The organism is Frigidibacter sp. MR17.24, assembly GCF_037095655.1.
Lineage (GTDB): Bacteria > Pseudomonadota > Alphaproteobacteria > Rhodobacterales > Rhodobacteraceae > Frigidibacter.
In genome coordinates, this window is the sequence record NZ_JBAWKE010000002.1 from 625703 (window position 1) to 640366 (window position 14664).

Annotated in this window: 16 protein-coding genes; 12 read left to right on the plus strand and 4 right to left on the minus strand. The window is 70.4% G+C overall.

Annotated features, from left to right (window positions below; translation table 11 throughout):
* Positions 1-10 precede the first annotated feature (10 nt).
* From rsmD to V8J39_RS10340, 11 genes are all read left to right on the plus strand, one after another.
* On the plus strand, positions 11-589 hold the full coding sequence (rsmD, locus tag V8J39_RS10290; protein ID WP_336460790.1) for a 16S rRNA (guanine(966)-N(2))-methyltransferase RsmD: 579 nt from the start codon (positions 11-13) through the stop codon (positions 587-589).
* Positions 589-1245: an HAD family hydrolase gene (locus V8J39_RS10295; protein WP_336460791.1), complete on the plus strand. Its 657-nt coding sequence runs from the start codon at positions 589-591 to the stop codon at positions 1243-1245. The genes rsmD and V8J39_RS10295 overlap by 1 nt, the downstream gene beginning before the upstream one ends.
* 22 nt (positions 1246-1267) lie before the next feature.
* Entirely contained in the window at positions 1268-1771 is a 504-nt protein-coding gene (locus V8J39_RS10300; protein WP_336460792.1) for an RNA pyrophosphohydrolase, read from the plus strand.
* A gap of 258 nt (positions 1772-2029) precedes the next feature.
* Complete coding sequence (gene sdhC / locus V8J39_RS10305) at positions 2030-2419, plus strand: succinate dehydrogenase, cytochrome b556 subunit (protein ID WP_336460793.1); 390 nt, start codon at positions 2030-2032, stop codon at positions 2417-2419.
* Positions 2420-2430: 11 nt separating this feature from the next.
* Positions 2431-2802, plus strand: a complete 372-nt coding sequence (gene sdhD / locus V8J39_RS10310; protein ID WP_336460794.1) for a succinate dehydrogenase, hydrophobic membrane anchor protein — start codon at positions 2431-2433, stop codon at positions 2800-2802.
* A gap of 30 nt (positions 2803-2832) precedes the next feature.
* Positions 2833-4641, plus strand: coding sequence for a succinate dehydrogenase flavoprotein subunit (sdhA, locus tag V8J39_RS10315; RefSeq protein ID WP_336460795.1), 1809 nt, complete (start codon positions 2833-2835; stop codon positions 4639-4641).
* Entirely contained in the window at positions 4641-4943 is a 303-nt protein-coding gene (locus V8J39_RS10320) for a hypothetical protein (protein ID WP_336460796.1), read from the plus strand. The genes sdhA and V8J39_RS10320 overlap by 1 nt, the downstream gene beginning before the upstream one ends.
* A 95-nt stretch (positions 4944-5038) precedes the next feature.
* Positions 5039-5818, plus strand: coding sequence for a succinate dehydrogenase iron-sulfur subunit (locus tag V8J39_RS10325; RefSeq protein ID WP_336460797.1), 780 nt, complete (start codon positions 5039-5041; stop codon positions 5816-5818).
* 208 nt (positions 5819-6026) lie between these two features.
* The gene (locus V8J39_RS10330) at positions 6027-7451 is read left to right on the plus strand and encodes an AcvB/VirJ family lysyl-phosphatidylglycerol hydrolase (RefSeq protein WP_336460798.1); all 1425 of its coding nucleotides are present in this window, start codon (positions 6027-6029) and stop codon (positions 7449-7451) included.
* A 67-nt stretch (positions 7452-7518) separates the two neighbouring features.
* Positions 7519-7683, plus strand: a complete 165-nt coding sequence (locus tag V8J39_RS10335; protein WP_336460799.1) for a hypothetical protein — start codon at positions 7519-7521, stop codon at positions 7681-7683.
* Positions 7684-7793: 110 nt separating this feature from the next.
* Positions 7794-8576, plus strand: a complete 783-nt coding sequence (locus V8J39_RS10340) for a hypothetical protein (protein ID WP_336460800.1) — start codon at positions 7794-7796, stop codon at positions 8574-8576.
* A 163-nt stretch (positions 8577-8739) separates the two neighbouring features.
* Here V8J39_RS10340 and efp read toward each other — a convergent pair whose 3' ends face one another.
* Positions 8740-9306, minus strand: coding sequence for an elongation factor P (gene efp, locus V8J39_RS10345; protein WP_336460801.1), 567 nt, complete (start codon positions 9304-9306; stop codon positions 8740-8742).
* A 121-nt stretch (positions 9307-9427) separates the two neighbouring features.
* Between efp and epmA the strand changes: the two genes are divergently transcribed.
* Positions 9428-10471, plus strand: a complete 1044-nt coding sequence (gene epmA, locus V8J39_RS10350) for an EF-P lysine aminoacylase EpmA (protein ID WP_336460802.1) — start codon at positions 9428-9430, stop codon at positions 10469-10471.
* Between the two features lie 49 nt (positions 10472-10520).
* Here the strand turns inward: epmA and V8J39_RS10355 are convergent, their stop codons facing one another.
* The 3 genes from V8J39_RS10355 to V8J39_RS10365 all read right to left on the minus strand — a co-directional run bounded on the left by V8J39_RS10355 (position 10521) and on the right by V8J39_RS10365 (position 14539).
* Positions 10521-11651, minus strand: coding sequence for an aromatic ring-hydroxylating oxygenase subunit alpha (locus V8J39_RS10355; protein WP_336460803.1), 1131 nt, complete (start codon positions 11649-11651; stop codon positions 10521-10523).
* Positions 11652-11773: 122 nt separating this feature from the next.
* Positions 11774-12994, minus strand: coding sequence for a glycosyl transferase (locus tag V8J39_RS10360; protein ID WP_336460804.1), 1221 nt, complete (start codon positions 12992-12994; stop codon positions 11774-11776).
* Positions 12995-13165: 171 nt separating this feature from the next.
* Complete coding sequence (locus V8J39_RS10365; RefSeq protein ID WP_336460805.1) at positions 13166-14539, minus strand: aspartate aminotransferase family protein; 1374 nt, start codon at positions 14537-14539, stop codon at positions 13166-13168.
* Positions 14540-14664: the final 125 nt, after the last annotated feature.

Genomic DNA, 14664 nt, shown 5'->3' on the forward strand with positions numbered 1-14664 from the left:
GGGCCGGGCGATGCGCATAGTCGGCGGGGAACGGCGGGGCCTGAAGCTGGCCGAGGTCGGCGCGGGCGACCCGGGCGCGCATCTGCGCCCGACCACGGACCGGGTGCGCGAGTCGATCTTCAACCTGATCGTCAACGGCGGCTACGGCGACCCGATCGGCGGGGCGCGGGTGCTCGACCTGTTCGCGGGCACCGGGGCGCTCGGGCTCGAGGCGCTGTCGCGCGGCGCGGCGCGGGTGGCCTTCGTCGACGACGGCACCGCCGCCCGGGCGCTGCTGCGGCGCAACATCGAGCTGATGCGCGCCATGGGCACCACCGATGTCTGGCGCCGCGACGCGACCCGGATGGGGCCGAACCGCGGGCCGGGCTATGGGCTGGTGTTCCTCGACCCACCCTATGGCAAGGGCCTGGGCGAGCGTGCGCTGGCGTCGTGCCTCGAGGGCGGCTGGCTCGCCCCCGGCGCCTTCGTGGTCTGGGAGGAGGGCACAGCCCCCGTCCCGCCCGCGCAGTTCACCGCGCTCGACCAGCGCCGCTACGGCGACACGATCGTCACCCTGCTCTCGGCCCCCGGCGGCCACAAGGAGACCTGATGCCCCAGTATGATGCCGTGCTTTTCGACTGCGATGGCGTGATCGTCGACAGCGAGCCGCCGGCCTTCGAGCTTATGATCGCCGATTTCCGCGCCCATGGCGTGACCCTGTCGGATGCCGAGATCGAGGAGACCTTCATCGGCGGCACCATCCCCGGCGTGTTCGAGCGCGCCCGGGCGATGGGCGTGCCGCTGCCCGACGGCTGGCCCGACGATTTCTACGACCGGCTCTATGCCCGGCTCGCGCAGGGGGTGCCGCTGGTCGCGGGGGTCGAGGCGCTGCTCGACCGGCTGGACGCGGCGGGGGTGCCCTATGCCATCGGCTCGAACGGGTCGCTGCGCAAGATGGAGATCACGCTGGGCCAGCACCCGCGCCTGCGCGACCGCTTCGCGCCGCACATCTACTCGGGGCAGGAGCTGGGCCGGCCGAAGCCCGCGCCCGACCTCTACCTGCATGCCGCCGCCGCGCTGGGGGTCGCGCCGGCCCGCGCCGCGGTGGTCGAGGACAGCCCCACCGGCGCCGAGGCCGCCCGCGCCGCCGGGATGGACTGCTTCGGCCATGCCGGCGGCCATGCCGGCCCCGCCCGCAGACTCGCCGAGCGCGGCGCGCGGGTGTTCCACCGGATGGACGAGCTGCCCGCGCTGCTCGGCCTGTGATCCCCTGCCCCGGAGCCCGACCATGACCAAGGACCCCGCCAAGCTACCCTATCGCCCCTGCGTCGGCGTGATGCTGATCGACGATCGCGGCCTGATCTTCGCCGGGCGGCGCATCGACAGCCCCGCGGGCGCCCCGCCGGCCTGGCAGATGCCCCAGGGCGGCATCGACGACGGCGAGCGCTCACGCGCGGCCGCCCTGCGCGAGCTGTGGGAGGAGACCGGCGTCACCGGCGACCTCGTCGAGTTCGTCGCCCGCACCGAGGACTGGGTCACCTACGACCTGCCGCCCGACCTGCTGGGCAAGGTCTGGGGCGGCAAGTACCGCGGCCAGAAGCAGCGCTGGTATCTGTTCCGCTTCACCGGCACCGACGCGCAGGTGAACATCGCCACCGACCACCCCGAATTCGCCGAGTGGAAGTGGATCGGCGCCGACGAGATGATCGCCGCGATCGTCCCCTTCAAGCGCCAGGTCTACGAGACCGTCGTCGCGGCCTTCCGCCCGCATCTGGTCCCGGCGCGGGCCTGACCGCGGCGCGGCGGGCGCGGCCCCGCCCCGCCGGGGCGCGGCGAGTCGCCGCAGAGGCCGAAACCCGCGGCCTTCGTGATCACAGCACGCCGCGCTGTGATCACAAACTTCAAAATTCGGCGATTTCGGTACGCTTTCGCATGCCGCAGGTGCACGGCACGCGTGACTTGGCGAATTTTTTCGCTATTCAGGTCTGCGATACCCCAGCCCGGCACGGCGGCCCCGGCAGCCGAGCCCGCCAGTCGAAGAGGGAACATTATGGCAGAGCCAAAAAGGGTGCAGCGCCCGATCTCGCCGTTCATGATCGGTCCGTACTACCGCCCGCAACTGACCTCGGTGACCTCGATCCTGACCCGGATCACCGGCAACGCGATGCTGGTGTCGTTCCTGATCGGCACCTGGTGGATGCTCGCCGCCGCCACCTCGCAAGAGTATTTCGACGTGGTCGACGGCTTCGTCACCTCGTGGTTCGGCGACCTGATCATGTTCCTGTCGCTCTGGGGCCTGTGCTACCACTTCCTCGCCGGCATCCGGCACCTGATCTATGACGCGGGCCGCGGGCTCGACATCCCCACCGCCGAGAAGCTCGGCTGGGCCTGCGTCGGCGGATCGGTCATCCTGACCATCCTCATCGCCATCATCGTCTGAGGAGCCCCGACATGCGCTACATCACCGATCGCAAGCGCGCCGTGGGGCGCGGCGCCTCGGGCACCGGGACCGAGCATCACTGGCACATGCAGGTCAGCGCCGTGGCGCTGGCGATCCTGACGCCGGTCTTCGTCTTCGGCTTCGGCGCGACGCTGGGCAAGGATTACGACCAGGTGCGCGCCTTCTTCGGCAACCCGTTCTGGGCGATCTGGACCGCCCTGTTCCTGGTGGTCTCGATGCGCCACTTCGCCGCCGGCGCCACCATGATGATCGAGGACTACTGGCGCGGCACGCTGCGCAAGGGCCTGATCATCACCGTGATCAGCCTGTCGTGGCTGGTCTCCGCCGTGGGCCTCTTCGCCCTCGTGAAGATGGCGCTGTAAGGCGCCGCCCGCGAACTAAGGATAGTCAAGATGGCTGCTTACGAATACGAGACGCATGTCTATGACGTCGTGGTGGTGGGCGCCGGGGGCTCGGGCCTTCGCGCAACGCTGGGCATGGCGGAACAGGGTCTGCGCACCGCCTGCGTGACCAAGGTCTTCCCGACCCGCTCGCACACGGTCGCGGCGCAGGGCGGCATCGCCGCCTCGCTGTCGAACATGGGCCCCGACAACTGGCAGTGGCACATGTACGACACCGTCAAGGGGTCGGACTGGCTGGGCGACACCGACGCGATGGAATACCTCGCGCGGTCGGCCCCCGCCGCGGTCTACGAGCTGGAGCACTACGGCGTGCCCTTCTCGCGCACCGAAGAGGGCAAGATCTACCAGCGCCCCTTCGGCGGCCACACGACCGAATTCGGCGAGGGCCCGCCGGTGCAGCGCACCTGCGCCGCCGCCGACCGCACCGGCCACGCGATCCTGCACACGCTCTACGGCCAGTCGCTCAAGCAGCAGGCCGAGTTCTTCATCGAATACTTCGCCATCGACCTGATCATGTCGGACGACGGCAAGCGCTGCGTCGGCGTGCTGGCCTGGAAGCTGGACGACGGCACGATGCACGTGTTCTCGGCCAAGATGGTGGTGCTGGCGACCGGCGGCTATGGCCGGGCCTATTTCTCGGCCACCTCGGCCCATACCTGCACCGGCGACGGCGGCGGGATGGTCGCGCGCGCCGGCCTGCCGCTGCAGGACATGGAATTCGTGCAGTTCCACCCGACCGGCATCTACGGCTCGGGCTGCCTGATCACGGAAGGCGCCCGCGGCGAGGGCGGCTATCTGACCAACTCGGAAGGCGAGCGGTTCATGGAACGCTACGCGCCGACCTACAAGGATCTCGCCTCGCGCGACGTCGTCTCGCGCTGCATGACGATGGAGATCCGCGAAGGCCGCGGCGTGGGCGAGCACAAGGACCACATCTTCCTGCACCTCAACCACCTGCCGCCGGAAACGCTGCATGAACGCCTGCCGGGGATCTCGGAATCGGCGCGCATCTTCGCCGGCGTCGACGTCACCAAGCAGCCGATCCCGGTGCTGCCGACCGTGCACTACAACATGGGCGGCATCCCGACGAACTACTGGGGCGAGGTGCTGGACCCGACCGAGGGCAGCCCCGACGCGGTGTTCGAGGGCCTGATGGCCGTGGGCGAGGCCGGCTGCGCCAGCGTGCACGGCGCCAACCGCCTGGGCTCGAACTCGCTGATCGACCTCGTGGTCTTCGGCCGCGCCGCCGCGATCAAGGCCGGCCAGATCCTCAAGGCCTCGGACCCGAACCCGGCGCTGAACAAGGCCTCGATCGACAAGGCCTTCGACCGGTTCGACGGTCTGCGCCACGCCTCGGGCGCGACGCCCACGGCGGTGCTGCGCGACGAGATGCAGCGCACGATGCAGGCCGACGCGGCGGTGTTCCGCACCGACAAGACCCTGGCCGAGGGCGTCGAGAAGATGAAGGGCGTCGCCGCCAAGGTCGGCGACCTGAAGGTCACCGACCGCAGCCTCGTCTGGAACTCGGACCTGATGGAGACGCTGGAGCTGACCAACCTCATGCCGAACGCGATGGCCACCATCGTCGGCGCCGAGGCGCGCAAGGAAAGCCGCGGCGCCCATGCGCACGAGGACTATCCGAACCGCGACGACGAGACCTGGCGCAAGCACTCGCTGGCCTGGGTCGACGGCCCCGAGGTCAAGCTGGCCTATCGCCCGGTGCATCTCGAGCCGCTGACCAAGCACGAGGACGGCGGCATCGACCTGAAGCGGATCGCGCCCAAGGCGCGCGTCTACTGATGCAGGGTCGCGCGGGCCTTCTGGGACTGGCGGCCGCGGCGGCGACGCTCGCGGCCTGCGGCCCGATCCCGCGCGCCGATGCCGAACGCTTCTGTGCCGACCGTTTCGGCGGCGCGGCGCCCTGGGTCAGCGGCACGGTCCGTGCCGGCCTGTCCGACGGCAAGCCGGCGCAGGACTACGAGCTGAACGTCGCCCCCGGCATCGACCTCGGCGGCACCGACCCGAACGCGGGCTATGCCGCCTGCGTCCAGCGCAAGTCCGGCGCCTATCCCAGCCGGCAACTCTACGAGATGGGGGGCTGACGCCTTGGCCCCCCGCCTCATCCCCGAACTGCCAGACCTCCGGCCAGCAGTGACCGGCCGCCAGATTTCCGGAACGACTGGAAAGGACCGCCCCAATGGTTGAGCTCACGCTTCCCAAGAACTCGAAAATCCGCGTCGGCAAGACCTGGCCGAAGCCGGACGGCAAGAACGTCCGCAAGTTCCAGATCTACCGCTGGAGCCCCGACGACGGCGAGAACCCCCGCGTCGACACCTATTTCGTCGACATGGACAAGTGCGGCCCGATGGTCCTGGACGCGCTGATCAAGATCAAGAACGAGATCGACCCCTCGCTGACCTTCCGCCGGTCCTGCCGCGAGGGCATCTGCGGTTCCTGCGCGATGAACATCGGCGGCATCAACACGCTGGCGTGCATCTACGGCCTCGACGAGGTGCATGGCGAGACGGTCAAGATCAACCCGCTGCCGCACATGCCGGTGGTCAAGGACCTGATCCCGGACCTGACCCACTTCTATGCCCAGCACGCCTCGATCATGCCGTGGCTGGAAACCAAGACCAACCGGCCGGCCAAGGAGTGGCGCCAGTCGATCGACGACCGCAAGAAGCTTGATGGCCTCTACGAATGCGTCATGTGCGCCTCGTGCTCGACCGCCTGCCCGAGCTACTGGTGGAACTCGGACCGCTATCTGGGCCCGGCGGCGCTGCTGCACGCCTATCGCTGGATCATCGACTCGCGCGACGAGGCGACCGGCGAGCGGCTGGACGAGCTGGAAGATCCCTTCAAGCTCTACCGCTGCCACACGATCATGAACTGCGCCAAGACCTGCCCCAAGGGCCTGAACCCCGCCAAGGCCATCGCCGAGATCAAGCGCATGATGGTCGAACGCGTGGTCTGACCGGCCCGCGCAGGCCGGCGCACCGCAGACATGGGGGCCCTTCGGGGCCCCCTTCGCGTGTCGGGGCGGCGGAAAATCCGCCGCGGACTGCGCGCATTTATCCTCGCCGTGAGCTTCCCGTAATCTTTTGCCGCGACACCGGGGGCCGGGCCTGCCCGCCGCGCGCCCAAGCCGTCCCGCCCAACCGCCTGCTGCCGGAGACCACCCCATGCGCCCAAGCCGCCGCCGCCTCGCCCTCGCCGGGCTCGGGGGGATCGCCCTGATCGCGCTCGCCGGCGTCGGGCTCGACCTCTGGCGCCGGATGCCTGCGGCGCTGCCCGCCCCGGCGGCCCATGTCTCGGTGCGGCTGCTGCAGGACATTCCCGTCTATGCCCCGCCCAAGGGTGTCACGCCCCGCGCGGTGGTGGTGCATTTCAGCGACGGCGACGACGGCGTGCCGCGGGCGCTGGTGCAGGCCGGCGCGGTGGTGCTGCCCGTCGACACCGAGAGCTTCCGCAAGGCCGTCGCCGCCCGCGCCATCGCCGAAAAGCAGGACTGCGTCTATCTGGCCGGCGATGTCGGCGACCTTGCGATCGCGGCCGAGCGGGCGCTGGGGATGACCGACTACCTGCAGCCGATCTTCACCGGCACCGGCCCCGGCGCCACGATGGCCTACCTGTCGTTCGGCAACGCGCCGGCGAACACGCTGACCGGCGCGATCGGCGCGGGGTTCGACAACCGCATCGAGATGCCGATCCCGTTCTGCCCGGTGCCCGCGATGACCCGCACCGCCGCCGGTCCGTGGGAGGCCGCGCTCGACGCGCCGATGCAGGGCCGCGCGATCCTGTTCGCCGGCGCCGGCGACCTGGCCCGCTTCCAGGCCATGGCCGGGGGCAACGACACCCTGACGGTCGAGCCCGATGCCGGCACCCCGGCCGAGCAGATCACCGCCGCGCTCGACCGGCTGGCGCCGCGGGGCGAGGGCGCGGCGCTGCCGGTGACCGACCTGCCGGCGCAGGACGCGACCGGCGCCGCCGCCGCGCCGCGGGCGCTGGCGGTGATCTATTCCGGCGACGGCGGCTGGCGCGACATCGACATGCGCATCGGCGAGATCCTGCAGAAGGACGGGCTGCACGTGCTGGGCGTCGATTCGCTGCGCTACTTCTGGGCGCAGAAGTCCCCCGGCACCATCGCCGCCGACCTGTCGCGGCTGATCGAGTCCGCAGATCCCGGGCATGAGCTGCCGGTGATGCTGATCGGCTATTCCTTCGGCGCCGACATCCTGCCCTTCGCCGTGCCGCTGCTGCCGCAGGCCCAGCGCGACCGCATCGGCCTGACCGCGCTGCTTGCCCCCGGGCGCACCACCGACTTCCGCATCCACGTCTCGGGCTGGCTGGGGATGCAGTCGGGCGCCGCCGACATCCCCGGCGCGATCGCGCGGCTCGCGCCGGCGACCACCCTGTGCGTCTGGGGCGAGAAGGAGGGCGAGGCCTCGGCCTGCACCGATCCCGCGCTTGCCGGCGTGGCGCAGCTGAAGACCGCCGGCGGCCACCATTTCGACGGCGACTACGCGACGCTGGCGCAGCGGCTGCTGGACCGGTTCGGCACCAGCGATGCCGCGTTGCAGCACGGGCAAGGCAAGGTTGCGCAATAAGCGGTGGTCGGGCCGGCCGCGGTCGCCTATCTCGCGGGGCATGGGGGGAACCGGACCGGAGAAGATGATGACCTTCCACGACCCCAAGACCGTCCCGGCAGCCGCGGCCGCCATCGCCGCCCGCAGCGCCGAGCTGGCCGTGCCCGCCTATTTCACCCCCGAGCCCGCGGCCCAGGCCGCGCCGGTCAAGGCGCTGTCGGCGCTGGACCAGATGTTCGGCTACTACGCCTGACCCCGCGATGATCCGGCCCGGGCGCCCGCATTGGTGCCCGCCGCCGCACAGCGCCGACGCCTGCCGGGCACCGTCTTGACGGCCCGGCCCGCGCGCCCGAAGCTCGGGCCATGACCCGCGCGCCCCATGCCCCTGCCCACACCCCTGCCCTCGCCGCCCTTCTCGCCGCCGCGGCAGCACTCGCGCTGCCCGCCGCCGCGCAGGAGGCGCCTGCGCCGCTGTCCGACTATGTCGTCTACGGCTGCCGCGACGGCGGCACGGCGCTGACGCCCTATGTCTTCCACCGCGCATCCGACGGCGCGCTGTCGGCCCTGACGGGCGAGGGCATCGGCGACCTGACCGACGGCGGCCGCATCCTCGAGGTGACCGAGCCCGAGGCCGGCACCGTGATCGTCACCCGCGGCACGACCACGATCCGCTTCACCGACACCCAGCGCACGACGCTCGGGCCCACCGGCGGCTCGCGCGCGACCGACTGCCTGCGGCTGGACACGGCCTTTCTGGCGGCGCTCGGCGCGGTGGCCGACGACGGGCTGGCGCGGGGCATGGTGGACGACGAGATCGCGACCCTTCAGCGCGACCACCTGCAGCGACAGACCGCCGCCGCCGAAGAGGCCGCCGCCGCCGCGCGCGCGACCGAGGCGCGCGAAGAGGCCCGCACCGCCCGCCGGCCGACCGTCGAGACCTGGCACATCGGCGGCGGTGCGCCGCAGGGCTTCGACAGCGGGGCCGAATGGTCCGACAGCGACCTGCTGACGGCCTACATCCTGTCGAACCGCCGGCTGCTGCGCGACGCGCCGATCGACCGCGACCTGCGCCGCGATCTCGACCGGCTGTACGACCGGATGCGGCGCGACTACGACCGCCACGGTCGGGCCTGGCCCCGCGACTGAGGCGCGCGCCCCGACGGGGCCGCGCCGCCGGTCCGGCGGGTGAACCCGGTCACAGCCCGCGGGCCGCGCCGCAGGCCCCCTGCCCCAAGCCCCCCGGCGAAACGGAAACGGCGCCCCACCCGGCCGGGAGGGACGCCGCCAAGGCAGGCCATCGGGGACGCGATCAGTCCTTTTCGCGGCCCTGGTAGCTGTTGTCTTCGGTGTTGATCACCACGCGGGTGCCCGGGCCGATGTGCGGCGGCACCATCACGCGCACGCCGTTGTCGGCGATCGCGGGCTTGTAGGAGGACGAGGCGGTCTGGCCTTTGACGACCGGCTCGGTCTCGACGATCTCGACCACGACCTTGGCGGGCAGTTCCATCGCGATCGCCACGCCTTCGTAGGTGCGCAGGTAGACCTTGATGCCTTCCTTCAGGAACACCTTGTCGTCGCCCACGACATCGGCCGAGACGGCGAGCTGTTCGTAGGTGTTGGGCTCCATGAAGTGATAGCCCTCGGCGTCGTCGTAGAGATAGTCGTATTCACGCTCGTCCACGGTGGCCTTCTCGACCATCTCGGTCGTGCGCCAGCGCTCGGCGACCTTCACCCCGTCCGAGATGCGGCGCATGTCGACCGAGGTCGTCGGCGTGCCCTTGCCGGGGTGGAAGTTCTCGGCCTTGAGAACGGCGTAGAGCTTGCCGTCCATCTCGACGACATTGCCCTTGCGAAGCGAGGAAGCGATGACTTTCACGGGCGAATTCCTTCAGGAAACCTTGTGTGCCGGGCACCCGCGGCGCTAAGTCCCGGGCGGATGGCCCCGGCGCTACCCGATCCTGCGCGAAAATTCCAGCCTTAAGCCATGCGAGGGCGCAATGACCGACACCGATGACCGCTGGTGGTCGCCCGCCCGCCATGCCGACCGCCGGCCGCTGCTGCTGGCGCGCAACCGGATCCAGGCCGGGCTGCGGCTGTGGCTGGCCGAGCAGGGCTTCACCGAGGTCGATCCCGCGGGCCTGCAGCTCAGCCCCGGCAACGAGACCCACCTGCACGCCTTCGCCACCACGCAGATCGGCAACGACGGCGTCGGGCGGACGCGCTACCTGCACACCAGCCCCGAATTCGCGATGAAGAAGCTGCTGGCCGCGGGCGAGACCCGGATCGCCGCCTTCGCCCATGTCTGGCGCAACCGCGAGCGGGGGGCGCTGCACGCGCCCGAGTTCACCATGCTGGAATGGTACCGTGCCGACGCGCCCTACGAGGCGCTGTTCGACGACTGCATGGCCTTCCTGCGGCTGGCGGCCGAGGCCACGGGCGCCACGCGGCTGCGCTTCCGCGAGGCCACCTGCGACCCCTTCGCCGCGCCCGAGCGCCTGTCGGTGGCCGAGGCCTTCCAGCGCCATGCCGGGATCGACCTGCTGGCGACCTGCGACGGCGCGGGCGGCACCGATGCCGCGGCGCTGTCGGCGCAGCTTGCGCGCGCGGGCATCCGCCACGACGCCGACGACGGCTGGTCGGACATGCTGTCGCGCGTGCTGGGCGAGAGCGTCGAGCCGCATCTGGGCCACGGTCGGGTCACGATCCTTGACCGCTATCCCGCGCCCGAGGCCGCGCTGGCCCGGCGCGCGGCGGACGATCCCCGCACCGCCGAGCGGTTCGAGCTGTATGCCTGCGGGGTGGAACTGGCCAACGGCTTCGGCGAGCTGACCGACCCGGTCGAGCAGCGCCGCCGCTTCGAGGCCGAGATGGTCGAGAAGGCGCGCCGCTACGGCGAGACCTATCCGATCGACGAGGAGCTGCTGGCGGCGCTGGCGATCATGCCGCCGGCCTCGGGCATCGCGATGGGCTTCGACCGGCTGGTGATGCTGGCCACCGGGGCGCCGCGGATCGACGACGTGCTCTGGGCCCCGCCGGCGTAGGAAGTCCGCCTCCGGCGGGGATATTTGGACAAAGTCGAGGGGCAGGCCGTCAGGCCGGGCCGACGCGCGCCGAGATCCAGCGCGCGAAGTCGAAGTTCGGGCGTTCCAGGTGCGACAGGTGGCCGGGCGCGCCCATCCGCGAGCGGATGCCGCGATAGACCCGCTCGACGCAGTCCTTGTCCTCGTCGTTGACCTCGTCGAGCAGGGCCTTGAGGCGGGCGAAATGCTCGGAGGCCTTCGGGTCGGCGACGAATTCCGGCGCGAGGCCGCCACCATAGAGCACGTTGACGTGGTCCGGCCCGTCGGGCGTCAGGCACAGGTACCAGAAATAGCCGGGCGAGAGCGTGATCAGCAGCGCCGGGTAGATCGACAGCAGCCAGGTCGTGCGGCGGTCGTCGCCTTCCAGCGTGGTGTTGGTCGGATGCGCCAGCGTCAGGTCCAGCGCGTCGTTCTTGATGATGTAGTGGTAGTTGAACGCGGCCTCGCCTTCCGGGCAGGTCATCTTCATCAGGTCGACCGTGTGCCCGATCGTCTCGGCGTGGCAGACCGGCAGGTGGTAGCTTTCCATGAAGTTCTCGGCCAGCACCTTCCAGTTGGTGTTCCAGCGGAACTCCTCGCGGAAGGCCTCGACGTAGTGCTGCATGCCGAACTTGCCGACCAGCGCCTCGACGCCCGCCAGCGTCTCGGCCGGCGGCGGCGCGTCGGGGTTCAGCGTGACCATGATCCAGCCCAGCCACTCTTCGCAGCGGACCTGCGGCAGGGCGACGTCGGTCTTGCAGAAGCCCTCGTTCGCCGCCATCGCCGGTGCGCCGCGCAGGCTTCCGTCAAGGCTGTAGGTCCAGGCGTGGTAGGGGCAGACGATCGAGCGCACGTTGCCCCGCCCCTCGAGCAGGGTCGACATCCGGTGGCGGCAGACGTTCGACATCGCCCGGAGCGCGCCCTCGCGGTCGCGCAGCACGATGATCGGCTCGCCCGCGATCTGCATCGTCAGGTAGTCGCCGGGCGCGGGCAGCGCATCGGCCCGCCCGGCGCAGAGCCAGTCGCGCGCGAAGATCGCGGACAGCTCGCGCTCGAGGAACTCGGGGCTGGTATAGACCGATTTCGGCATCGCCCGGGCCTGGCCGAAGGGCGCGGAGACGTTTTCGAACAGTTCTGCGGCGGGGCTGATCGGGCGGGTCATGGCGATCCTCGGACGGGGCGACAGGCAGTGACGCGACCATCAGAATCGTTTGCGCACAAACGTCAATCGAGTCGTGGTCCCGACCGCTTTCGCCCGCAGGCTACCGCCCGCCCGGCGAGCGGTCAGGTGAATTCTTCGGCATCCGCCGCCACCGCCGCCAGCATGTCGCGCATCAGCTGCGGGTCGGCGGCATGGACGCGGTTCCAGGTCGGGATGAAGGGCGTGGCGGCCGGAAACTCCAGATACACCCGCCCCGCCTCGACCACGTTGCGCGCGAACAGCTCGATCGCGCGTTCCTCGGCGTGGCGGTCCAGCGTCAGGCCGTTCATCATCGCGTCGGAATAGTAGCTGTCGAGAAGATCGAGCGCGGTGCGGTAGTAGGTGGCGCGCAGCGTGCGGAAGATCTCTTCCGAGAAGACGGTGCCGTCGGCGGCGAGCTTGCGGTAGAGCGCCTTGCAGATGTCGACCGACATCCGCGACAGGCCGGTCGAGGCGTCGTGCTCGCTCAGCGCCTGGTGCTTGTGGTCATAGGCGTCGGTCAGTTCGACCTGCGCGACGGCGCGCGGCGCCATGTTGCGCCAGGCCTCGGACAGCACGCCGATCTCGAGCCCCCAGTCCGACGGGATGCGCAGGTCGGCGAGCGCATGGGCGGCGATGGCGAACTCGCCCGAGAGCGGGTAGCGGAAGGCGCGCAGGTAGTCGATGTAGTCGCGGTCGCCGATCACCCGGCGCAGCGCGATCAGCAGCGGGCTGACCAGCAGCCGCGCCACCCGCCCGTTCAGCTTGCCGCCGCCGATGCGCGGGTAATAGCCCTTGGACAGCTGGTAGGGGAAATTCGGGTTCGCCACCGGGTAGACCAGCCGCGCCAGCAGGTCGCGGTCGTAGGTGGTGATGTCGCAGTCATGGAACGCCACCACCGCCGTGTCGGCACGCGCCAGCGTGTAGCCGATCGCGGTCCAGACGTTGCGGCCCTTGCCCGGCTCGACCGGGCCCAGTTCGTGCAGCACCAGCCGCGCCGCGATCCCCTGCATCCGCGGGCTGTCGTTCCACAGCACCACGTGGTCCTGCGGCAGCCGCGCGAAGAAGGCCCGCGCGGCGCGGTACTGGCCGGCATCTGCCTGGTCGAGGCCGATGACGATGCGTTTCAGCCAGGTCACCCCGCTCAGCTCGTCGAGGATGCGCGGCAGCGCCTCGCCCTCGAGCTCGGAGTAGAGCGAGGGCAGGATCAGCGTCACCGGCCGGCGGGCGGCGAAGACCTCGAGTTCGCGCGACAGGTGGCGGGCATTGCCGCGGTCGAGCATGTGCAGCGTGGCGATCGAGCCGCCCTGGTGAAAATCGGCCATCGGTCGGCTCCCAGCTGGTTCGCGGCCTTTGCGCCGCACTGCAGAGAGAGACCCTAGCGCGGATCGCGCCGGGGGCCAGCCGTCGCGCCCTGCCGGGCCGGGTCCGAGCCTTCGGTGCACGCGAAGGGGCCGCCCCTGCGGACGGCCCCCGGCTGCGCTTTGGGCGGCGGATCAGGCCGGCCGGATCTCGGCCGCGAGCCGGTCGAGCGTGCGGCCCATCCGGGCGAGGATCTCGTCGATGTCGGCCTCGGTCACGATCAGCGGCGGGCACAGCGCCAGCGTGTCGCCGATCGCGCGGAAGATCAGCCCCTCTTCATGGCCGATGACCGAGGCGCGGGCGCCGACCTTGCCGACGGGGTCGAACATCGCCTTGGTGGCCTTGTCCGCCACCAGCTCGACCGCCGCGATCAGGCCGGTGCCGCGCACCTCGCCGACCAGCGGGTTGTCGGCGAACCGCGCCATCCCCGCCTGCAGCCGCGGCCCGAGGCGCGCGGCATTGCCGATCAGGTCGCGCTCTTCGATGATCTTGAGGTTCTCGAGCGAGACCGCCGTCGCCACCGGGTGGGCCGAGGCGGTGTAGCCATGGCCGAAGGTGCCGATCTTGTGGCTGTTGTCGGCGATGGCGTTGAACACCGCGTCCGAGAACATCACCGCCGCGATCGGCTGATACGACGACGACATCTGCTTGGAGATCGCCATCAGGTCCGGGGTGAAGCCGTAGTGCTGGCAGCCGAAGGCGGTGCCCAGGCGCCCGAAGCCGTTGATGACCTCGTCCGCGACGATCAGGATGTCGTTGGCGCGGCAGATCCGCTCGACCCCCTGCCAATAGCCTGCCGGCGGCGGCAGCACGCCACCCGCGCCCATCAGCGGCTCGCCGATGAAGGCCGCGATCGTGTCGGCGCCCTCGGCCGCGATCGTGTCCTCAAGCTCTTGCAGCAGCCGGGCGCAGAACTGCGCCTCGGTCTCGCCCTCGGCGCCGAAGCGGTAGAAATGCGGGCAGGTCAGCCGCACCACCGGGATCAGCGGCAGGTCGAAGTCGCGGTGGTTCGCCGGCAGCCCGGTCAGCGAGGCCGCGACCATGGTCACGCCGTGATAGGCCTTGTTGCGGGCCAGGAACTTCTTCTTCCCGGGCCGGCCCAGCGCGTTGTTCATGTACCACACCATCTTGACCACGGTGTCGTTCGCCTCGGAGCCCGAGTTGGTGTAGAAGACGTGGTTCAGCCCCTCGGGCGCCATCTCGACCAGCTTTTCGGACAGCCGGATCCCCGGCTCGTGCGACTTGGCGCTGAAGGAATGGTAATAGGGCAGCTTGCCCATCTGGTCGGCCGCGGCCTTCACCAGCCGCTCCTCGCCGAAACCGACGGCGACCGACCACAGGCCCGACAGCCCCTCGATGTACTGCTTGCCGGTGTTGTCCCAGACGTGGATCCCCTGCCCGCGTTCCATGATCAGCGGACCGTTGGCCTCGAAGGCGCGGGCATCGGTGTAGGGATGCAGGTTGTGGGCGACATCCGCCTGCGCGAGCGAATTGGAAAGCGTGGCCATGGGATCCTCCGGTCGATCGGGATGGCCAAGTGCTAGTCTCGCAGGATGCGGAACGCCATCACCAATTCATTTCGATACCGATCATTCCCTTGCACATGACAGCGCGAAATGTCACCCAGACCGCG

Coding starts and splice junctions, on each gene's coding strand:
- rsmD (WP_336460790.1), top strand. CDS start 11: ATGCGCATAGTCGGCGGGGAACGGCGGGGCCTGAAGCTGGCCGAGGTC.
- V8J39_RS10295 (WP_336460791.1), top strand. CDS start 589: ATGCCCCAGTATGATGCCGTGCTTTTCGACTGCGATGGCGTGATCGTC.
- V8J39_RS10300 (WP_336460792.1), top strand. CDS start 1,268: ATGACCAAGGACCCCGCCAAGCTACCCTATCGCCCCTGCGTCGGCGTG.
- sdhC (WP_336460793.1), top strand. CDS start 2,030: ATGGCAGAGCCAAAAAGGGTGCAGCGCCCGATCTCGCCGTTCATGATC.
- sdhD (WP_336460794.1), top strand. CDS start 2,431: ATGCGCTACATCACCGATCGCAAGCGCGCCGTGGGGCGCGGCGCCTCG.
- sdhA (WP_336460795.1), top strand. CDS start 2,833: ATGGCTGCTTACGAATACGAGACGCATGTCTATGACGTCGTGGTGGTG.
- V8J39_RS10320 (WP_336460796.1), top strand. CDS start 4,641: ATGCAGGGTCGCGCGGGCCTTCTGGGACTGGCGGCCGCGGCGGCGACG.
- V8J39_RS10325 (WP_336460797.1), top strand. CDS start 5,039: ATGGTTGAGCTCACGCTTCCCAAGAACTCGAAAATCCGCGTCGGCAAG.
- V8J39_RS10330 (WP_336460798.1), top strand. CDS start 6,027: ATGCGCCCAAGCCGCCGCCGCCTCGCCCTCGCCGGGCTCGGGGGGATC.
- V8J39_RS10335 (WP_336460799.1), top strand. CDS start 7,519: ATGACCTTCCACGACCCCAAGACCGTCCCGGCAGCCGCGGCCGCCATC.
- V8J39_RS10340 (WP_336460800.1), top strand. CDS start 7,794: ATGACCCGCGCGCCCCATGCCCCTGCCCACACCCCTGCCCTCGCCGCC.
- epmA (WP_336460802.1), top strand. CDS start 9,428: ATGACCGACACCGATGACCGCTGGTGGTCGCCCGCCCGCCATGCCGAC.
- V8J39_RS10355 (WP_336460803.1), bottom strand. CDS start 11,651: ATGACCCGCCCGATCAGCCCCGCCGCAGAACTGTTCGAAAACGTCTCC.
- V8J39_RS10360 (WP_336460804.1), bottom strand. CDS start 12,994: ATGGCCGATTTTCACCAGGGCGGCTCGATCGCCACGCTGCACATGCTC.
- V8J39_RS10365 (WP_336460805.1), bottom strand. CDS start 14,539: ATGGCCACGCTTTCCAATTCGCTCGCGCAGGCGGATGTCGCCCACAAC.